This is a genomic window from Geodermatophilus sp. URMC 65, from assembly GCF_053502545.1.
In genome coordinates this window covers 4,206,387-4,224,542 of record NZ_CP199954.1, presented here as the reverse complement: position 1 = coordinate 4,224,542, position 18,156 = coordinate 4,206,387, and the positions used below count along the sequence as shown (strand labels likewise).

Annotated in this window: 18 protein-coding genes and 1 pseudogene; 8 read left to right on the top strand and 11 right to left on the bottom strand. The window is 74.9% G+C overall.

Features of this window, described 5'->3' with window-relative positions; genetic code table 11:
- Positions 1-5 precede the first annotated feature (5 nt).
- Entirely contained in the window at positions 6-302 is a 297-nt protein-coding gene (locus tag ACWIX7_RS20440; protein WP_448618240.1) for a hypothetical protein, read from the top strand.
- A gap of 7 nt (positions 303-309) precedes the next feature.
- On the opposite strand, the gene ACWIX7_RS20435 is transcribed toward ACWIX7_RS20440, so the two are convergent.
- Complete coding sequence (locus tag ACWIX7_RS20435; RefSeq protein ID WP_448618239.1) at positions 310-756, bottom strand: hypothetical protein; 447 nt, start codon at positions 754-756, stop codon at positions 310-312.
- Positions 757-1,964: 1,208 nt separating this feature from the next.
- Here ACWIX7_RS20435 and ACWIX7_RS20430 point away from each other — a divergent pair.
- Positions 1,965-2,396 (top strand): helix-turn-helix domain-containing protein, encoded by a 432-nt coding sequence (locus tag ACWIX7_RS20430; RefSeq protein WP_448618238.1) that lies wholly within the window; start codon positions 1,965-1,967, stop codon positions 2,394-2,396.
- A 9-nt stretch (positions 2,397-2,405) separates the two neighbouring features.
- Here ACWIX7_RS20430 and ACWIX7_RS20425 read toward each other — a convergent pair whose 3' ends face one another.
- Positions 2,406-3,065 carry a hypothetical protein gene (locus ACWIX7_RS20425; RefSeq protein ID WP_448618237.1) on the bottom strand — a complete coding sequence of 220 codons (660 nt, stop codon included), beginning with the start codon at positions 3,063-3,065 and terminating at the stop codon, positions 2,406-2,408.
- Positions 3,066-3,483: 418 nt separating this feature from the next.
- Between ACWIX7_RS20425 and ACWIX7_RS20420 the strand changes: the two genes are divergently transcribed.
- On the top strand, positions 3,484-3,765 hold the full coding sequence (locus ACWIX7_RS20420) for a type II toxin-antitoxin system Phd/YefM family antitoxin (protein ID WP_448618236.1): 282 nt from the start codon (positions 3,484-3,486) through the stop codon (positions 3,763-3,765).
- A 179-nt stretch (positions 3,766-3,944) separates the two neighbouring features.
- Here ACWIX7_RS20420 and ACWIX7_RS20415 read toward each other — a convergent pair whose 3' ends face one another.
- Positions 3,945-5,312, bottom strand: coding sequence for a DUF4407 domain-containing protein (locus ACWIX7_RS20415; RefSeq protein ID WP_448618235.1), 1,368 nt, complete (start codon positions 5,310-5,312; stop codon positions 3,945-3,947).
- A 224-nt stretch (positions 5,313-5,536) separates the two neighbouring features.
- Between ACWIX7_RS20415 and ACWIX7_RS20410 the strand changes: the two genes are divergently transcribed.
- A complete protein-coding gene (locus ACWIX7_RS20410) occupies positions 5,537-6,652 on the top strand; it encodes a YncE family protein (protein WP_448618234.1) in 1,116 nt (371 codons plus the stop codon).
- Positions 6,653-6,813: 161 nt separating this feature from the next.
- On the opposite strand, the gene ACWIX7_RS20405 is transcribed toward ACWIX7_RS20410, so the two are convergent.
- The gene (locus ACWIX7_RS20405) at positions 6,814-7,194 is read right to left on the bottom strand and encodes a hypothetical protein (protein WP_091218309.1); all 381 of its coding nucleotides are present in this window, start codon (positions 7,192-7,194) and stop codon (positions 6,814-6,816) included.
- A 105-nt stretch (positions 7,195-7,299) separates the two neighbouring features.
- Here ACWIX7_RS20405 and ACWIX7_RS20400 point away from each other — a divergent pair, with 105 nt between their 5' ends.
- A complete protein-coding gene (locus tag ACWIX7_RS20400) occupies positions 7,300-8,082 on the top strand; it encodes an alpha/beta fold hydrolase (RefSeq protein WP_448618233.1) in 783 nt (260 codons plus the stop codon).
- Positions 8,083-8,170: 88 nt separating this feature from the next.
- Here the strand turns inward: ACWIX7_RS20400 and ACWIX7_RS20395 are convergent, their stop codons facing one another.
- Positions 8,171-8,755, bottom strand: a complete 585-nt coding sequence (locus tag ACWIX7_RS20395; protein WP_448618232.1) for a TIGR03086 family metal-binding protein — start codon at positions 8,753-8,755, stop codon at positions 8,171-8,173.
- A gap of 166 nt (positions 8,756-8,921) precedes the next feature.
- On the opposite strand from ACWIX7_RS20395, the gene ACWIX7_RS20390 reads away from it, so the two are divergent.
- The 3 genes from ACWIX7_RS20390 (at position 8,922) to ACWIX7_RS20380 (ending at position 11,375) form a co-directional block, all read left to right on the top strand.
- Complete coding sequence (locus tag ACWIX7_RS20390; protein WP_448618231.1) at positions 8,922-9,335, top strand: excalibur calcium-binding domain-containing protein; 414 nt, start codon at positions 8,922-8,924, stop codon at positions 9,333-9,335.
- A 10-nt stretch (positions 9,336-9,345) separates the two neighbouring features.
- On the top strand, positions 9,346-10,206 hold the full coding sequence (locus tag ACWIX7_RS20385; RefSeq protein WP_448618230.1) for a class F sortase: 861 nt from the start codon (positions 9,346-9,348) through the stop codon (positions 10,204-10,206).
- A 68-nt stretch (positions 10,207-10,274) separates the two neighbouring features.
- Positions 10,275-11,375: a transglycosylase domain-containing protein gene (locus ACWIX7_RS20380; RefSeq protein ID WP_448618229.1), complete on the top strand. Its 1,101-nt coding sequence runs from the start codon at positions 10,275-10,277 to the stop codon at positions 11,373-11,375.
- Positions 11,376-11,643: 268 nt separating this feature from the next.
- On the opposite strand, the gene ACWIX7_RS20375 is transcribed toward ACWIX7_RS20380, so the two are convergent.
- From ACWIX7_RS20375 to ACWIX7_RS20350, 6 genes and pseudogenes are all read right to left on the bottom strand, one after another.
- Positions 11,644-12,648, bottom strand: a complete 1,005-nt coding sequence (locus tag ACWIX7_RS20375) for a hypothetical protein (protein ID WP_448618228.1) — start codon at positions 12,646-12,648, stop codon at positions 11,644-11,646.
- Positions 12,649-12,672: 24 nt separating this feature from the next.
- A complete protein-coding gene (locus ACWIX7_RS20370) occupies positions 12,673-13,701 on the bottom strand; it encodes a hypothetical protein (protein ID WP_448618227.1) in 1,029 nt (342 codons plus the stop codon).
- Positions 13,698-15,113 (bottom strand): annotated as a pseudogene (locus ACWIX7_RS20365) (UGSC family (seleno)protein). Before ACWIX7_RS20365 ends, ACWIX7_RS20370 begins: the two are co-directional and overlap by 4 nt.
- On the bottom strand, positions 15,110-16,174 hold the full coding sequence (locus ACWIX7_RS20360; RefSeq protein WP_448618226.1) for an acyl-CoA dehydrogenase family protein: 1,065 nt from the start codon (positions 16,172-16,174) through the stop codon (positions 15,110-15,112). Before ACWIX7_RS20360 ends, ACWIX7_RS20365 begins: the two are co-directional and overlap by 4 nt.
- Entirely contained in the window at positions 16,171-17,325 is a 1,155-nt protein-coding gene (locus ACWIX7_RS20355; RefSeq protein ID WP_448618225.1) for an acyl-CoA dehydrogenase family protein, read from the bottom strand. The genes ACWIX7_RS20360 and ACWIX7_RS20355 overlap by 4 nt, the downstream gene beginning before the upstream one ends.
- Before the next feature lie 63 nt (positions 17,326-17,388).
- A complete protein-coding gene (locus ACWIX7_RS20350; RefSeq protein WP_448618224.1) occupies positions 17,389-18,126 on the bottom strand; it encodes an enoyl-CoA hydratase-related protein in 738 nt (245 codons plus the stop codon).
- Positions 18,127-18,156: the final 30 nt, after the last annotated feature.

Below are 18,156 nucleotides of genomic sequence, written 5' to 3'. Positions count from 1 at the left end.
GGTCGATGACCGTGCCCGCTGTCCTCCCACCGATCGAGGTCCCGCAGCTGAGCGGCGGCCGCGAGCGCGCCCGTGCCCTCGTCGACGGCCTCGCGGACCGCATGGCCGGCGCCACCATCGTGGTGGACTTCCGCCGCATGGTGGCAGGGACCCCGTCCTTCGCCGACGAGCTCGTCACCCGAGTGCTCGTCGACGGCGGGGCCGCGCTGCTGCGCGCCGAGCACGTCACCCGGGAGTTCGGCGAGTACCTGCTCGAGGCGGCCCGGGACCACGGGGTCGCGGAGCGCCTGCGGACCGCCTGAGCGGCACTCAGTCCGTGGCGCGGACGGCCTCGCCCGTCACCCGCATCGCCGTCTCCCACGCCTCGGACTCCGCCGCGGCGGTGCCGGAGTCGTCGCCCTGGAACCAGGGCAGTGCGGCCGCCTCCCACGCCAGCGCGGCCTCCCGGGCGGCGGACGACGACACGCGGTGCACGAGCATCTGGTACCTCGCCCGGGCGGCCGAGAGCTGCTGCTCCGTGCTCCGCAGGGGCAGCAGCTGGGTCTTGTCCCGGCACAGCGCCGCCCGGTAGTCGGCCATGGCGGCCTGCAGCTCGATCAGCGTGTCGCGCTGGAACTGGCGCGTCGCGCGCTCGCGCTGTTCGTGCCGTGCCCGTGCCGCGGCACGGGCCTTGAGGGACTCGGCGGTGGCCTGGGCCGCGACCGTGAGCAGCCCGCCGGCCACCACCCCGATGAAGGCCCAGACGGCTGTGCTCACTGCGTCCCCCTCCCCGGGTCCGCACTGCAGGTTAGGACGGGCGTACGACGAGTATCGGCCGCTCGCCCGTTCTGCTTGAGCGTGGCGTCGTGCGCGCTGTCCCGGCCGACGTGGGGCTGTCAGTGGTGCAGGTGTCGGTCTCGAACGCGCAGCGGCCCAGGCGCGTGCTCGGAGCTGCGCCTGCGGCGCCAGCATGGGTGACCGGAGGGGCGGTCATCAGTGGCCCATCCCCCTGTGAGGACTCCGAGTGTCGCGCTGCCCGACGCTGTAGTTGTAACTAAAGATGAGTTGTAGCTAAACTCAGGGTTGACGTCCGATCCTGGCTTCTGGAGGAACCGTGCGCTCCCCTCGCTCCCTCCTGGGACGCCTGCAGCGGCAATCCAGGAGCAGCTCCGACGTAGTCGTCGATGCCGCACCTCTCCCTCCTGCGGAGCCCTTGGCGCTCGTCACCGAGCAGACGGGCTCGACCGGTCGGAACTGGGAGCACGCCGAGTCCCTCAGAGCGATCGAGTCGTACCTCAGGTCATGGGCGCATTCGAGTGAGTTCATCGCACTCTGGTCTGAGTGGCGGACCGATACCGACGAGGGCCCCGAGGAAGCCGGCGGCGGTCACGCGGTGCGCCGCCCGATCGACCCCAAGACAGGCCCGCTGGGTGCATTCGTCACTCCGGTGACGCAGAGTCCCACTGTCGTGCACCTGTGGCGGCAGTGCATCGCACAGTCCCTTCTCCACGGGCCATACGGGATCGTGGACGGGCTGCGCCGTCACGACGTTGTCGGGTCTGTCCTCGGCTGGACAGGACCGCGCCGTCATGTGCCGGTCAGCGCCGTCCGCGCCTGGGACGTTCGAGGAACAGAGGGGATGACGCAGTGCCACCGCTACTGGTCAGGAGCGGTAGGCGCCTGGACCTGCCTTCGTGATGACACTCGATCGCCGAGGTCGCTGTCAGTCGTGGCCGACACGCCCGCTACCGCTTCGATGGAGGACGCCGGCGGCGATCCCGCAGCTTGCGATGCAGAGCCGCGGGCGACGGGACGACCAGGGCTACGACTGCTGTTGCAGGAACACCTGCACCTACCCGCTTGGAGAGACAACGGCGAGGGCTCGCCCTCCAGCACCGCTGACCACTGCCACAGTGGCAGCCAACCCGTGGTCCTCTCGGAAGAGAATGCAGACCCGCAGGGGGAACTGAGCCGAGGAGTTGACGATGCCCCGCAGAGGGCGGCGTGACGAGCAGCAGCTCGAGCAGCTGCGACGCGCCTACCTCGAAGTCGACAGCGGTCCCGCGGAGATCCCCGACTCCTTCGAGGGGCGAGCGGCGTTCGAGCGAGACCACCTGTCGAACCAGATCGTGGATGGCGTCGAGCACTTCATGCGAAGTCGCGGAGTCTCCCAGCAGGAGCTGGCGGCGAAGATGGGCGTGTCGGAGGGCCGCGTCAGTCAGATCCTCTCTGGTGATCAGAACCTGACGCTCAAGACACTGGCTGGCCTTGCTGCAGCCCTGGAGGGTCACTTCCACATCAGGTTCGCCACCGAACTCGCGGCAGAGGACGAGCAGTCGAATCGAGATGCAGGGGTTCGAGCCTTATCCGCTGCTGCTCGTGCGGCGCGGGCGGCCCGCGTCAGTCACGGAATCTGAACGGTCGGGTCAGGAGGGACTGGTTCCCGGATCAGGTTGCGCGTTCTCGCGAACCAGATCCAGAATCAGTCCCTCCTGATGCATGTCATAGGCCAGTTCGATCAACACCTTGAGCGGTTCCTTATCGCTCTGGCACCTACGATATGCGGCCGCTAGACGCCCCTTGTAGTTCTCTTTCTCCTTGCCCGTTTGGTTGTTGGTGAGAGACTTCAGGGCGGAACTGACCCGCTCAAAGGGTGGGTATTCGTCACCCTGGGTGAGCGCGTTGATCCTCCGGACCACGTCGTCGACTCGGCGGGTCTTGGCCGCAGCGAGCAGCCCACTCAGCCTGTTCGACATGAGGGCAGCAATTTCCCAGAGGCCGTTCAAAGCCTTGGTGATCTCCGTGGTGGCTTTGGCGTTCCTTGTTCTGAGGGAGCCTCCCGGAGCCTGGGAGAACGGCACCGAAGTTCCCAGCCCCACGGTCGCGCCGGCTACCTCGCCGCCCACCGGCAGCAGAGGAACGGAGGCCAGAGCACCTGAGATGACGCTTGCGAAGAGGCCTATGAAGACGAAGAGGGTCGCTGTCTTCAGCGACTCGAACGGACGACGCTCTGAGAAGCGAACGTAGAGTTGGGCCCAGGTAGAGACTGCGCCCAGGGATGCCGCAATCCAGATCGAGACGGGCACAGGGGATCACTGCCTCCATCCCGCGGGGATGCGGAGTCGTCAGGTCAAGTCGGCGGTGGCGCTGCTCACCGGGGCCGTTGGCGACGCTGCGGAGCGTGATGACTCTAAGCGGTCCGAGGCTCGCACCTTCGCCTTTCATGGCGCTCACTCGAACGGCACGTGCGTCCGGACGTTGGGGTCGGCTCCCGCGTGGCAGTGCCGACAGAGTCAGGTACCGGGCAGAGCGGTGGCCGCGTCGAGGTGCTTCGACTGGCTGACCAGGAGTTGTAGGCCTGGAGACCGCTGCGGCGTCGCTGTGAGACAGGGGCCCATCGCGCAAGTAGCCGCGCAGCCGCTCGGTTGGGCGATGGCAGTCCGGTTCCAGGATCGCTGGCTTCCGTCAGCGCGACGAGCCGCAGTCGGTCGAGGACCATCCCGAGTGCTAAAGCCGCCCATGGTCCTGGCACTGCCGGTGACGTCGGGAGAGCTGCGCGATGACACGGTCGGCGTCCTCCGGCGGGTCGCCGCCGGCGAGGTCGTGGAGGTGACGGTGAACGGCGAGCCCGTCTCCGAGCTGGGCCCGATCCGGGAGCAGCGCTCGCACTGGATGCCCGAGGCGGTGTTCGCCGCGCAACTGGCCAGGGCCCAGGCCGACCCCGCACTCCGGGAGGCCCTGCGGGCCCTCACCGGGGACACCGACGAATTCGGGGCCATCAGCTGAGTCGCGGCCTGCTGGACACCAACGTCTTCAGCGCCCGGGAGGGTCGGGGACTGGACACCTCAGCCCCGGCGGGTCCGACCCCGCGCGCCCGCTCTGCGACGCGGCGCGGGTCCCGGTCCGGACGACGGTGCCCCGGCCGCCCCGTGGCGGCCGGGGCACCGTCAGTTCGGGTTTCGCGCTCAGACCGCCGTCGGGATGCGGTCGGACGGGCGGCGGCGGGCGCCGAGCACGGTGCGGGCCAGGCGCATCGGGCCGGTGTCCCAGGGCCGCAGCGTCTCTCCCGCGGACGGCGCGGGCGCCTCGGCCGCCGCGGCTGCCCGCTCAGCCGCGCGGACGGCGGCCGCCCGCTCGGCCGCGGCAGCCGCCTCCGCGGCCTCCCGCCGGGCGGTGATCGCCTGCTTCTGCCGGTCGATCCGCTCCCGCTCGGCCATCACGAGCATCTCCTCGCGGGCCGCGGCCACGGTCAGCCGCGACTCCTTCTGCAGCTCCTCGATCTGCACGTCGCCGGAGTCCCGCAGCGCGGCGAGCTTGTCGTAGGCCGAGGGCGGGGCGAAGTTCAGCAGCAGCTTCATCAGCACCGGCAGGATCTCGATGCTCATGAACAGCAGCGACAGCATCACCTGCGCGGCGGCCAGGGTCGCGTTGCGGTCGCCCAGCCGGTCCAGCGCCTCCAGCCGCGCCAGGATCCCCGCGGACTCCTCGTTGGTCGCGTCGAACGCCGTCTGCAGCCGGGTCTGCTCCGCGGTCAGCCGTTCCAGCTCGGCCCGGTCGGACTCCAGCGACGCCGACGCCAGCTCCGCGGCCCGCCCCTCCGCCGCTGAGGCGGTCGCCGTCGCCGCGTCCAGCGCCGACCGCGCCGAGGCCACCACCGCGGCCTGCGCGTCCGCAGCCGCACGCGCCTCGACGTACGCCTGACCGGTGCCGGCGTCCCCGGTGCCGCAGGTGCCGTCCAGCTCGCACTGCGCCTTGGCCTCGAGCTCGCGCTGGGTGGCCAGGGCCGCGTCGTAGGCCTGCTGGGCCGCCGTCGCGTCGCCGTGCACGACCGCCAGCTGCGGGTCCGCGACACCCCCGGAGGCCACGATCGACTCCTGCAGCGCCACCTCCTCCCGCAGCGCGGGAAGCCCGGCGAAACGCGCGTCGGTCTCCAGCGACTCCCGGTAGGCGTCGGCCGCCTCGGCCTGCATCGCCTTGACCTCGGTGTCGATCTCCGAGGAGAACACCTGCAGGGTCAGCGGGGTCGCGATCACCGCGCCCAGGATCAGCGCCAGCCCCACCCGGGGGACGGCGAGCACCAGGTTCCGCTTCAGCGAGGCGTCGTGCGCCATCCCGACCAGCAGCATCCGGTCGAGGTTGACCACGACCGCGCCCCAGCCCAGGCCGACCAGCAGTGCCAGCGGCCACCACACGCCCAGCGCCATCGCCACGGCGAACGCCATCGAGACGACGGCCAGGCCACCGGTGCTCAACAGGACGCCGCCCAGCGCCACGAACCGCGGCCGTGCACCGGGCGCGGCGTCCAGCACGTCGGGGCGGGCGCCTCCGAGCACTGCCAGGCCATCACCGAGTCGTTGCTGCCATGCCGCCATACCGAGCCACTCCCGCGACGACGGGGGTAGAGATCAGTCCGTCGTCTCCCCCGGCTCATCGGCACCCATCCGGCGCGCATGGACGAGCCAGTCACACCCGCCCCAGCCGCGACAGGAACCGCCCGCCCGAGTTGCCGCGGTCACGGCCTCGGCGGACGCTCGCGTCTCCCGACCCCGGAGCCGACATGCCCCGTGTCCGCCGCACCGCCGCGGCCCTCGCCGTCGTCCTGGCGGCCGCCGCCTGCACCAGCGACGGCGACGCGGGCCCCTCCCAGCGCTCCGGACCCGACGGCGGCCCGGTCCTGCTCGGCACCGTCGACCTCGACGCGGCCGTCGGCGGCGACGCCCGGCTGCTCGACCTCGCCGCTCCCCCCGGCGGCGATCCGGTCGCCCTGCTGAGCGACGGCGACACGCGTGGCTGGCTGGTGCGGGTCGGCTCGGGCGGGGACGGCCCGATGGCCACGACGCTGCTCGAGCTGCCCGCGGTCGGGGACGACGCCGAGCTCACCGTCCTGGCCGACGGCGCGTTCCTCGTCGCCAACACCAGCCCGACCACCGGGTACCAGCTGCTCACCGTCCGGCCCGACGGGCAGGCCACCGTGACCGCCCTCGGCGTGCGTCCCGAGCGGGCCGCCACCGCCCTCTCCCTCGACGGCCGCACGCTCTTCGCCGCGCTCACCCTGCCCGACGCCGGCCCCGCGCAGCTGCTCGCCGTCGACCTCGCCGCAGGCGTCGTGTCCCGCACCGCGCCTGTCGTCCCCGAGGGCACGGTCACCGCGCTCGCGGCCCGCCCGGACGGCGGCCTGGCCGCACTCGTCGACAGCGGCGGGCGGGCCCTGCTCACCGCCTACGGCGCCGACCTGCGGCCGGTGGGCGAACCGCTCGACCTCGCGCCCGACGCCCCGGTCGGCATCCCGGCCGCCGTCGACGTGACCGCCGACGGCACCGTGGTCGCCACCGCCCACGTCGACGACGGCCGCCGGCTCGGCCGGCTGGTCACCGTGGTGGACGGCGCGGTCGCGACCTCGGTGGAGCTGGACGGCGTGGGCGACTCCGCCCTGGACGTCGTCGTCTCCCCCGACGGCGGCACGGCGTGGGTGCCGACGGCGGACCTCTCCTTCCCCGCCGAGCTGGTCACGATCGACCTGGCCAGCGGCGGGCGGGAGTCGGTGGTGTCGCTGTGCGCCGGCGCCGCCGTGCTGGGCGACGTCGCCCCGCTCGACGGGGACGCCGGCCTCGTGGCCACCGGCTCGTGCGTGGACGGCGACGGACCGCAGGCCACGGCCTTCCTCGTCGGCTGATGTGACCGCGCGACGCTCTCCCAGGTTGATCATGGGGTTGTTGCCGCTGCGCACGGCGTGTCCGCGCGTGTCGGCTGCAACGCCCCCATGATCAACTCAAGGGGAGACAGCGGGGCGTGGTGCCCCCGCCGTCCGGGGGACGGGTGCGCGTCCCGAGCGGTTCAGCCCTTCATCGACCGGACGACCAGCGCGGCCGCCCCGTAGGCGAGCGAGCTGGCGACCGCCCGCAGCGTGGTCGCCCGTCCGGCCTGCGCAGCCGCCGCCAGCGCGGTCAGCGCGTCGATCGCGTTCATGCCGGCCACCACGGCCAGCCCGCGGTCGACCTCCTCGTCGGTGCGCGCGGTCAGCGCCAGGACCGAGATCGCCAGCGCCCGGCTGCCGAACAGCCGCTGCAGCTGCAGCCCCGCCGGGGTGACGGGGACGCCGTAGGTCCCGGCGACCACCCTCGGCGCGACGATGCTGGTCAGCCCGAAGGCCGCTCCCGTGGCACCCAGCGCTCTCGCCAGCTGCTGCTTCGACATCCCCGCGACCGTCGTCGCCATGGCACACCCCTGCGGGCCGACCCGGACGGCTCGGCTCACCGTCTGCCGGGAGTCAACCAGCAACGCCGTCCCCGCGCAGCCGACGCCGGTGGCTACCGTCGCGCCATGGCTGCCGACCCCGGTGCGGGTCCACACCTGCCTCCCGACGTCGAGCTCGCCCACCGCCGCACCAGCTGGGGCGTGATGCGCAGCCGCACGGTGGGCACGCCACGCGAGGGACTCCCCGAGGTGGTCGTCGTCCCCGGCCTGGCCGTGGCCGACTACCTCCAGCCCGCGCTCCGCGAGCTCGGCGCCTGGACCCGCGCCCACCTGGTCGAGCTACCCGGCTTCTCGGGCAGCGGCGAGCCGCCGCACCCGCTGGACGTCGGCCAGTTCACCGACGCCGTGGTGCAGTGGCTCGACGCCAGCGGGCTCGGCGGCGTCGTGCTCGCCGGGCACTCCAGCGGCACGCAGGTGGCGGCGCGGGTGGCGGTCCGCCGTCCTCGGGGCGTGCGGGCGCTGGTCCTGGCCAGCCCCACGATCGACCCCCGCTTCCGCAGCCTGCGCCGGGTGCTGCTGGCCTGGCGCCGCAACCACGCACTGGAGCCGCCGAGCCTCGACGCGCAGCACACCTCCGAGCGGCAGCGCGCCGGACTGCGCCGGGTCCGGCACGCCCTCGCGGCGCACCTCGCCGACGCCCTCGAGGACGTCGTCCCGCAGGTGCAGGTGCCGGTGCTCGTGCTGCGCGGGGACCAGGACCGCCTGTGCACGCAAGCGTGGGCGCGCGAGCTCGCCGCCCTGGCGCCGGACGGCCGGTTCTGCGCCCTGCCCGGCGCGCACAGCTTCGTGTGGACGACGCCGGGTGCCTGGTCCAGCCCGATCGAGCGCCTGGCGCGCGAGCTGCCCTGACCTGGGCAGCGCCCGCCTGCTGTTGATCATGGGCTCGTCGCCGGACCGCGCGGCGTGTCGAACTGTGTCCCCGGCGACAAGCCCTCGATCAACGCTCGGGTGGACGCCAAGCGGGGTCGCGGCCGGTGAGGCCGAGCAGCCGGTCCAGCGGCGGGGCGTCGTCGGGCACGGGCACCGGCGCGCCGAACAACCCGGGTGTGGGCCCCTGGGCGGCGGCCTGGGCGGCGAACTCGGTGCACGCCGCCACCGATGCCGGGTCGACCGTGTAGTGCTGCCCGGTGGCGACGGCGAGGTCCCAGCCGTGCACGAGCACCTCGTCGAGCGTCACGACCGCCGCGACCGGCGCGGGCATGACCACGCCGCCGGCCTCCGCGGTCCCCTCCCATGCGGATGGCTGCTGCCACGCCTCCACCAGCGCGTCGAGCTGGGCGGGGATCCGGGTGCGCCAGTCGGGCGGGAGGTCGTCCGGCAACGCCGACGGCCCTCCGGACACCGGCGTCTTCTCCGCGGCCATGCGGAAGGCCGTGGTCAGGCCCACGACGTGGGCGAGCAGCCCCGCGACCGGGGTGCCGTCGCACGGCGTCGGGTCGCCGAGCTGGTCGTCGCGGATGCCGGCCACCACCCGGGCCAGCTCCGTCGCCTGCGGGCCGAGGTCCAGCCGTGTCGTCTCCATGTGAGGACTGACCGGCCGGCGCCCCGGAAGTCACCGGCGCGTTGGCGCGTGTCGCACTGGCATGATCCGACGAACGGATAGTGGGTGCCTCGGTGTTGTCGGTCCGTGGTCAACCGGTCACGCATGGGTGATGGTGGTCACCCCACCGCCGTTCCCGGGAGATCCCATGCGCCGCCCCACCACCACCGCCGCCGCCGGTGTCCTCGTCACCGCCGTCCTCAGCCTCGGCTTCGCCGGCACCGCGAACGCTGCCCCGGACCGCGACTGCCCCGACTTCGCCAGCCAGGCCGAGGCCCAGGCCGCCTTCGACGCGGTCCCGGGCGACCCCGAGCGCCTGGACGCCGACAACGACGGCATCGCCTGCGAGGACCAGCAGTACGCGCCCGCCTCGTCGACCAGCGGACAGGCCAGCACCGGTGGCTCGCAGGTCTCCACCCGGCCGGTCGGCGCCGTCGCCGCCGGTGACGGCAGCGCGAGCGAGGACGGCGGCGTCCTGCCCTACGTCCTCGGCGGCGCGGCGCTGGCCGCCGCCGGTGGCGCGGCCGTCGCGGCCCGCCGCAGCGCCCGCACCTCCGCCTGACCGGCGGGCCGTGCCGCAGCGTCCGTCCTCCGCCCGTCCCGGTCCGCACCCGACCGGGGCGGGCGGAGCCGCGCCCGGCACCGGCACGGTCGCCATCCGGCTGCGCGACGACCCCGACGGTGAGGTCCGGATCGTCGGCGCCTATCCGCCGCCGCTGGTGCCCGCGGACGTCGGCGCGCTGCTCGCCCGGCCGCCCCGGGTCACCCGCTACGGCCGCCACCGCCGTCGGCGACCGCGCGCCGCCCGCGCCTGGGCGGCCACGTCCGTCGTCCTGGCCGTGACCGGCGCGGGCCTCCTCGCGTTCAGCCCGTCCCCAACCGAGGCGCCGGTGCACCGGGTGGTCGCCGCGCCCGCCGACCTGCCGCCGGAGCAGCCGGCCCGGGCGGCCGCCGCCGTCGCGCCGATGGCCGTCGTCCGCCAGCTGCCGGCGAGCCCGCCCACCACGGTCCGCATCCGCGCGCTGGGCGTGACCTCCGACGTCATGGAACTGGGGCTGCGGCGGGACGGATCCATGGAGGTCCCGCCGGGCGCCTACCCGGTCGGCTGGTACGACCGCAGTCCCACCCCCGGCCAGCTCGGGCCCGCCGTCCTGGCCGGACACGTCGACTGGGCCGGCGAGCCCGGGGCGTTCGCCGGTCTCGACGAGCTGCTGCCCGGCGACACCGTGGAGGTCGACCGCGCCGACGGGAGCACCGCCGTCTTCCTCGTCGACCGGGTCGAGGAGCACGCCAAGGACGCCTTCCCCAGCGACGCCGTCTACGGCGACCTCGACCACGCCGGCCTGCGGCTGATCACCTGCGGTGGCGCCTTCGACGAGGACACCGGTGACTACGTGGACAACGTCGTCGTCTTCGCGCACCTCACAGGCTGAGCTCCCCGGTCCTCACGCTCCGGCGCCGTACCATGACGGTTCGCGCCCCCCAGGGAGAACACCGCCCCATGCCGTACGGCTCACCGGATCGCTGGCCCGCCGTCCGCCGCCGCCGGACCCGTGGCTCTACGACCGCCGACCGGCCCTCGGACGACTGGTCCGGGTACGACGACGGCTCGGTCCCGGTCCCGCCGCGCTCCCCGTGGGACGACGTCGCCGACCGGTACGGGTACGACGGCTACGGTCCGGCGCCGGAAGAGCGGCCCGGGCGCCGGCGGCGCCGCCGCGACCGCGACGAGCCGCGCCCCGCCGGCGGACGACGGGACCGCGACGAGCGGCCTGACCGGCCCCGCTCCCGCTCCCGCCGGCTGCTCGCCCGGCGGGTGGGCAAGGTGCTCGCGGTCGGCTTCGTCGTCCAGGCGCTGGTGATGGTGTCGCTGCGCTGGGTCGACCCGCCGACGACGGCGTTCATGGCGGCCAACCCGGACGGCGCGATCCAGCAGTCGGTGCCGGTCGAGCACGTCTCGCGCAACTTCCTCGCCGCGGTCATCGCGCACGAGGACGCCAAGCTGCCCTACCGCGCCGGCGCCTTCACCTGGGGCGAGATCCTCGCCCGCGCACAGGCGCACCTCTCCGGTGAGGAAGACCCGTCGGGCTCCACCATCCCGCAGCAGGTCGCCAAGAACCTCTTCCTCAACCAGGAGATGAGCGCCTGGCGCAAGGCGGTCGAGGCCGGGCTGTCCGCGGAGCTGGCCCTGGCCGTCGACGACCGGCGGATGCTCGAGCTCTACGTCAACTACGCCCAGTTCGGGCCGTCCCTGTACGGGGTCTGCGCGGCCAGCTGGTACTACTTCGACCGCCCGCCGCAGGACCTGCCGGTGGACCAGGCCGTGCAACTCGTCGGGCTGCTGCCCTCCCCCGGCCACGTGCAGCGCGCGTCCGGCGGCGGCCTGGACTTCGACGTCGCCGACGGCCAGGGCTGGCTCTCCCGTTCGCACGTGATCAACGCGCAGAAGCGGGTGCCGCGACACATCGAGCGCCTCGGGTTCCAGCCGGTCGAGGACGCCGGGGTGACCGGCCTGGCCAGCGACCAGCCTCCCTCCGGCGACGACTGCTCGACCCGGCCGCAGGCGGTCACCGACCTGATCGCCGCCGAGGGCACCGCCTGACGCGGCTTCTCCCGCTGCCCACAGTGCGGGGCAGGGGCTGACCTTGCAGAGGACACCACCCCTTGTCCGAACCTCAGCCCCTGCTTCCACCTGTGAGCAAGGGCTGAGGCTCGCGGAGGGGACATCAGGCGCCCGGGGGTCAGCTCCCGTCGTCCGGGTCGCCGGGGGTGTCGCTGCCGGTCGGGTCGTCGATGCCGTCATCGTCGTCGATGCCACCGGTGCCGGGGTCGACGACGCCGTCGGGGTCCTCATCGCCGCCTGAGCGGCGTCAGAGCGGACGGACGGCGGCGGTGACCGAGCGGGTGCCGCCCATCCACGTCGGCAGCAGCGCCATCTTGACGCCCGGCCCGCCGGTGGCCACGACCCGGAGGCCGTCGGCCGAGGCCGCCACCCGCAGGTCGCCGGCCCCGTAAGCGGACGACACCCCGGCCAGCCGCGCGGCCCCGGCGGCGAGCACCGCGTTGCCCTCCGCGAACAGGAACCCCGACACCTCCTCCGGGCCCCACCCGTGGCCGTGCAGGAACCCGGCCGGCTCCGGTGGCAGCAGCAGGAACTGCTCGCCGTCGCGGAAGCAGCCCGGGTCGCCGGCGGCCAGCGCCACCCCGGCCAGGGCCGCGGCGGCCGGCGCGAGGACCTCGGCCGGCGTCCGGTAGCCCGACGCCGGCAGCACCTCGAGCACTCCGCTCGCCCCGACGACGGTCACCGCGTCGCCGTCCGCCAGGGGCGGGAAGGGTCCCGGGAGCGACGCAGTGCAGCACGTGTACTTGCCCGGCCAGCCGATCGTCGCCATGTCGGTCAGCCCGGCCCGCGCACCGTCGATGCCGGCCAGCGCCAGCGACACCGCCCGCCCGACGCAGGCGTTCGCCCGCGATCCCGGGCCCAATCCGCCGGCCGGCGTCAGCCCGAGGGACGCCGCGACCGGGCCGTGCACCAGCACCGCCACCGCGGGCGACCCGGTCGTCGTCGCGATGCCCAGCAGGTTGAACCGCGGCTCCAGCGCCGCCCGCACCGCGGCCACCACGACCGGCAGCTCGGCGGGCCGGCACCCGGCCAGCACCGCGTACCAGGCGACCGCCCGCACGGTCAGCTCGCCGCACAGCGGCGGCACCTGCCCGAGGACGGCGTCCGGCGCGGCGAGGCCGTCCACCATCGCCGCGAGCCGGTCGGCAGTGGGTGGCACCACCGGCAGCCCGTCGCCGTGCCCGGCGGCGAGCAGCTCGGTCGACACCGCGGCGAGGTCGGCGTCCGGCCCGACCAGCGGCCGGTCAGGCACGGGTCACCGACGCGAGGGCACGGTTCACGGACGCGAGGGCACGGCGCGCGACACCGCCGCCGTCGCCCCGAACGACGGGATCCACGCCGAGTGCTTCCCCGCTCCCCCGGCCACGACCACGTGCAGCATCTCCGGGCCGGTGCTCACCGTGTAGGCGTCGCCGTCGGGCACCACGCCCCAGTCCTCGAACTGCCGCTGGTTGGCCTCCGACACCCTCGACACCGGGATCCGCGCACGCTCCCACAGCGCGTCGCGGACCGCCTCCGCCGTCCACCCGTCGCGGACGAACGTCGCCGCGTGCTCCGGACCCAGCACCAGGAAGTGCGGACCCTTCACGTACACGTTGTTCGACCCCGGCTGGGCCATGGTCCCGGCGATGGTGAGCAGCAGGTCCTCGGCCGTCGTCCCGCCGTGGTCGTTGACGTTGTGCGGCCCCTCCGTCGCCGCGACCGTCACCACCGACTCCCCCGGAGCGAAGCCGCGGCGCACCGAGAACGGCGGGAAGGGGCTCTCCTCCTCGTTCTCGCCGAAGCAGAAGGTGTACTTCGCCGGCCCGCCCTGCGTCGCCCGGTCCATGACACCCGGCCGCGCCCCGCCGACGTGCGTGGTGACCAGCTGCACCGCCCGGCCGATGACCGCGTTGGCCCGGGTGCCCTGGCCCAGGCAGTTCGCGCCGGAGTTGATGCCCAGCTCCGCGCGCACCGGGCCGTTCACGACGACCATCGGCGCGCACGGGTGCGTCGTGGCCAGCACGCCGTGCAGGTTGTACCCGGGCGCCTGCAGCGCGCGGACGGCGGCGAGCACCACCGGCAGGTCCGCCGGCCAGCAGCCGGCCATCACGGCGTTGGCGGCGAAGCTCTCGCGGGTCGGCACCAGCCCGGACGGCGGCAGCGGCCCCAGCTCCAGGTCGACGCCGTCGAGCGCGGCCAACGCGGCCGCCACCCGCGCCGGCGTCGGGGCCACCAGCGGCAGGCCGTCGCCCCAGCCACGGCGGTACGCCTCCTCCTGCCAGCTCTCCTCGGTGACCCCGGGCAGGTCCAGCACGGCACTCACGACGGACCCCTCGCCTCGGCGGCCATCCGCAGCAGCTCGGCCGCCGCGCCCTCGATCCGCCCGGCCAGCTCTCCCTCGTTCAACCCGCCCACCGGGTGCGGCACCACCAGGAGGCGCGGCTGCACCCGGCGCGCCTGGGCCTGCGCCTGCACCAGCGGCAGGAACGTCTCGGTCACCACCAGGGGTGCCACGACGCCGCGCCGCTCCAGTTCCACCGAGTCGTGGAGACTCCACGACGAGCACGAGCCCTAGTCGCCGACCGCCACCAGCACCATCTTGAAGCGCTGCGACAGCCAGTCGATCTGGTCCGGGTCGGCCGGGACCGAGGCGCTGTCCTTGGCCGCGAAGCCCAGCTCCGGCAGCCCCCAGTGCGCCTGCAGCCGCGCGCCCAACCCGCGCAGCAGCTCGGTCGCGTTCGGCTTGGAGTTGGTGAACAGCGCGACGTCGGTCCACGTCGCCGTGCTGTCGGCGGCCTCCAGCGGCCCGGCGTCGTCGTCGGGGAGCACGCCGTACGTCGGGTCCACGACGCGCAGCGATCCCGTGCCCGCTGCCAGTGCCGCGACCGCGGCCTCGCCGGCGGTCCGACCGTCGGCCTCGGCGGCGGCCAGCCACTGCTCCGCCCCGGCGCGCGCGTCGCCGGCCACGAGGACGCCGTCCCCCGGGACGAGCCGGCCCTCCGCGTCGGCGGCCAGCCCCGCCACCAGCCCCTCCGGACCGCGCCGCCCGACGAACGGGAACACCCCCGCGACCGCCAGCTCCCGCTCGCCGTCGGCGGTGCGGACGACGACCCCCGACAGCACGCCCTCGCCGCTCAGCGCGGTCACGGTCGCGCCGGGCACCACCTCGACCCGTTCGTCGGCCGCCAGCCGCGCCGCCCGCGCTGCCGACCACCGCGGCTCCCCCGGCACCAGCACGGTCACCGCCGACGCGTGGCCGGCCAGTTCGAGCGCCTCCTCCGCCGTCCACTCGTCGTCGCCGACGACGGCGACCGGGCGGCCGCGGAACAGCGGCCCGTCGCACCCCGCGCAGGTCGAGATGCCACGGCCGACGAGCGACGACTCCCCCGGCAGCCCGAGCCGCCCGGCGGACAACCCGGCCGCGACCACGACCGCGCCGGCGGTCACCTCACCGTCGGTGGTCTCCAGCCGGGCCGGCGACCCGGGGTGCACGCGGGTGACCTCCGCGTGCACCAGACGGACGCCGGCGCCCTCGGCGGCCGCGGTCAGCGCCGACACCAGCTCGGGCCCGGTCCCGCCGGGGTGGTCGTGCAGCGTGGTCAGGTCGACCAGCTGCCCGCCGGGGCTCATCCGCTCGTAGGCCACGACCCGCAGCCCGCGCTCGGCGGCGACCCGGGCGGCGACCAGGCCCGCGGTGCCCGCGCCGACGACGGCGACGTCCCAGTCGGTGCTCACGCCAGCAGCCCCCTCGAGATGCTCGGCCACAGCGCGTCGGCGCTCTCGGCGGCCAGCCGGCGGCCCAGCTCCCGGCTCCAGTACCGCTCGCCGCCGAACTCGTCGCGCCACGACCACAGCCGCCGGGTGAGCTGGCCGAGCTCGTACTCCTTGGTCATGCCGATCGCGCCGTGCGCCTGGTGGGCCGCCCGGGCGGCGACCGTCGCGGCCTCGCCGGCCGCCGCCTTGGCCGCGGCGACGTCGTCGAACGAGGGGTCCGGCCGGGCGTTCAGCGCGGCGACCTCCGCCGCGAGCCCGGCCAGCTGGGCCTCCTCCGCGATCGTCACCAGGTGCGCCTGCACCGCCTGGAAGCGGGCGATCGGGCGGCCGAACTGCTGGCGCTCGCCGGTGTAGCGCACGCTCAGCTCGGTCACGCGGACCAGCGCGCCGGCGATCTGCGCCGAACGGGCGAGTGCCCCGCGCAGCCGCAGCGCCGCGGGGTCCACCCCGTCCGGCGCGGGCGCCACCGCGTCCTCGGGCAGCTCGACGTCGTCCCACACGAGGGTGTCGCGCGGCTCGGCGGCGAGGTTGCGGCCGGGCGTGACGCTCGCGGCCGCAGTGGGCGCCGAGACGACGACGCACCGCCCGCCGCTCTCGGCGAAGGCGACCACCCGGGTGCTGCGCCCGCCCCAGGGCACCCGGGACAGCCGCGCGGAGAGGCGCCGGCCGGTGAGCCGGATGGTGTCCTCGGGCCGGCCGACCGCCACCGACAGCGGGCCGTCGGGCAGCTCGAGCCCCGCGGCGGCCAGCGCCCAGCCGGCGAGCAGCCCGGTCTCGGCGAGCGGCACCGGGGCGGCGAACCGGCCGGCGACGGTCAGCAGCGCGCAGGCGTCGGCGACGTCCCCGCCGGAGCCGCCGGCCTCCTCGGGCACCGACACGGACGGGAAGCCGGACTCGGCCAGCGCGTCCCAGAGCCGCTCGCTCCAGCCGGTCGCCTCGGCGGCGACGACGTCCTCGGGGGTGCACAGGTCGCGGAACAGGCTGGTCGCGACCTCGGTGAGCATGGTGCGGTCGTCACTCATGCGGCCAGTCCCTTCGCGGCGACGGAGCGGAGGACCTCGGTGGTGCCGCCGCGCAGCGTGTACGACGGCGAGGTCAGCACCGCCTCGGCGAGCAGCGACCGGAACAGCGAGCCGGAGCCCTGGTCGAGCTCGGTCTCGGCGGCGTCCCGCAGGGCCTCGACGAGGTCCTGCTCGAAGCGGGTGCCGACCTCCTTGACCAGCGCGGCCTCGACCGCCGGCGCCGCCCCGGCGTCGAGCAGGCGGGCGACCGACAGCGACAGGTGCCGGATGGCGCGGGCCCGGGCGGCCAGCCGGCCGAGGACGGCGGCCTCCCCGTCGGAGACGGCTGCTTCGACATGGCTCACGCCGGCGCGCTCGCGCAGCCACTCGCGCAGCACCGGGAAGGTCGACAGCCAGCGGTCGGGGCCGCTGCGCTCGTAGGCCAGCTCGCTGGTCACCTGCTGCCAGCCGCTGCCGAGCTCGCCGAGGACCATGTCGTCGGGGACGAACACCTCCTCCAGCGCCACCTCGTTGAAGTGGTGGCTGCCGTCGAGGTACGGGATCGGCGAGATGCGCACCCCCGGCGCGGACAGGTCGACGATCAGCTGGGACAGGCCGGCGTGCTTGCGGCCCCCCTCCATCGGCGAGGTCCGGCAGAGGACGGCGAAGAAGTGGTTGCGGTGGGCCTCGCTGGTCCACACCTTGGTGCCGGTGACGGTCCAGCCGCCCTCGACCCGGGTGGCGCGGGTGCGCACCGAGGCGAGGTCGGACCCGGAGTCCGGCTCGCTCATGCCGAGGGAGAAGTAGACCTCCCCCGCCGCGATGCCGGGCAGGAACCGCTGACGCTGGCCCTCGGTGCCGTAGTGCAGCAGCGCCGGCGCGGTCTGCCGGTCGGCGACGAAGTGCGCCCCGATGGGCGCCCCGGCGGCGAGCAGCTCCTCGGCGACGACGAAGCGGTCGACGGCGCTGCGCCCGTGCCCGCCGTACTCCGGCGGGATCGCCATGCCGACCCAGCCGCGCTCGGCCAGCGTGCGGGAGAACGCCGGGTCGTGCCGGCCGGCGAAGCCGAGCGCGGGCCGGGAGCCCGCGGGCAGCTCGGCAGCGAGGAACGCGCGCACCTCGGTGCGCAGCGCCTCCTCGGCGGGGCTGAGCGCGGTGGGGGCGAACTGCACGGCGTGCCTCCTGGGTTGGGCCCCGCCGGGCCGGCGCCGTCGCCGGCCCGGCGGGGGGTCGGGTCAGGCGGTCTCGCGCCGCCGCTGGGACCACATCTGGGTGGCCCGCTCGAAGTGCAGGGCGGCCTCCCAGCCGATCCCGGGCGGGCCGGCCTCGGTGCGGAAGGAGCGGGTCGCCTCCCGGGCCAGCTCCGGGTCCTTGGCCGCGCGGCCGGCCAGCTCGAGGGCGAGGTCCTCGACCTGGTCGTCGGGCACCGCCTTCCAGGCCAGGCCGATCTCCGCGGCGCGCACGCCGTCGATCTCCTCGCTGAACAGGCCCATCGCGGCGGTGGCCTCGCGGCCCGCCGTCCGGGAACTGATCGTGAAGTAGCCGCCGCCGGGGTGCAGGCCGATGCGCAGGAAGCCGGCCAGCAGCCGGGCGCTCTCGGACACGATGCGCAGGTCGGTGGAGAACGCCAGGTTGATCCCCGCGCCGACCGCGGCGCCGCGGACGGCGGCGATCGTCGGCACCTGCAGCGTGCCCACGCGGCGGAAGGCGGTGTAGACCGCGCCGAGCTCCTTGTACGTCTTGTCCTCGGCCTGGTCGCTGCCCGGCGTCCAGCGCCGGCGGTCGGCGCCGGAGCAGAACGTGCCGCCGGCTCCGCGGACGACGGCCGCGCCGATCGCCGGGTCGGCGTCCACCTCGTCGCACAGCTCCGACAGCTGCAGCCCCATCTCCGGGGTGAGCCCGTTCTTGACCTCGGGGTTGTCGACCGTGAACACGGCGACGCCGCCGTGCCGCTCCAACTGGATCTGTCCCACGGGGGGTGTCCTGCCTCTCTGCTGGGGTCC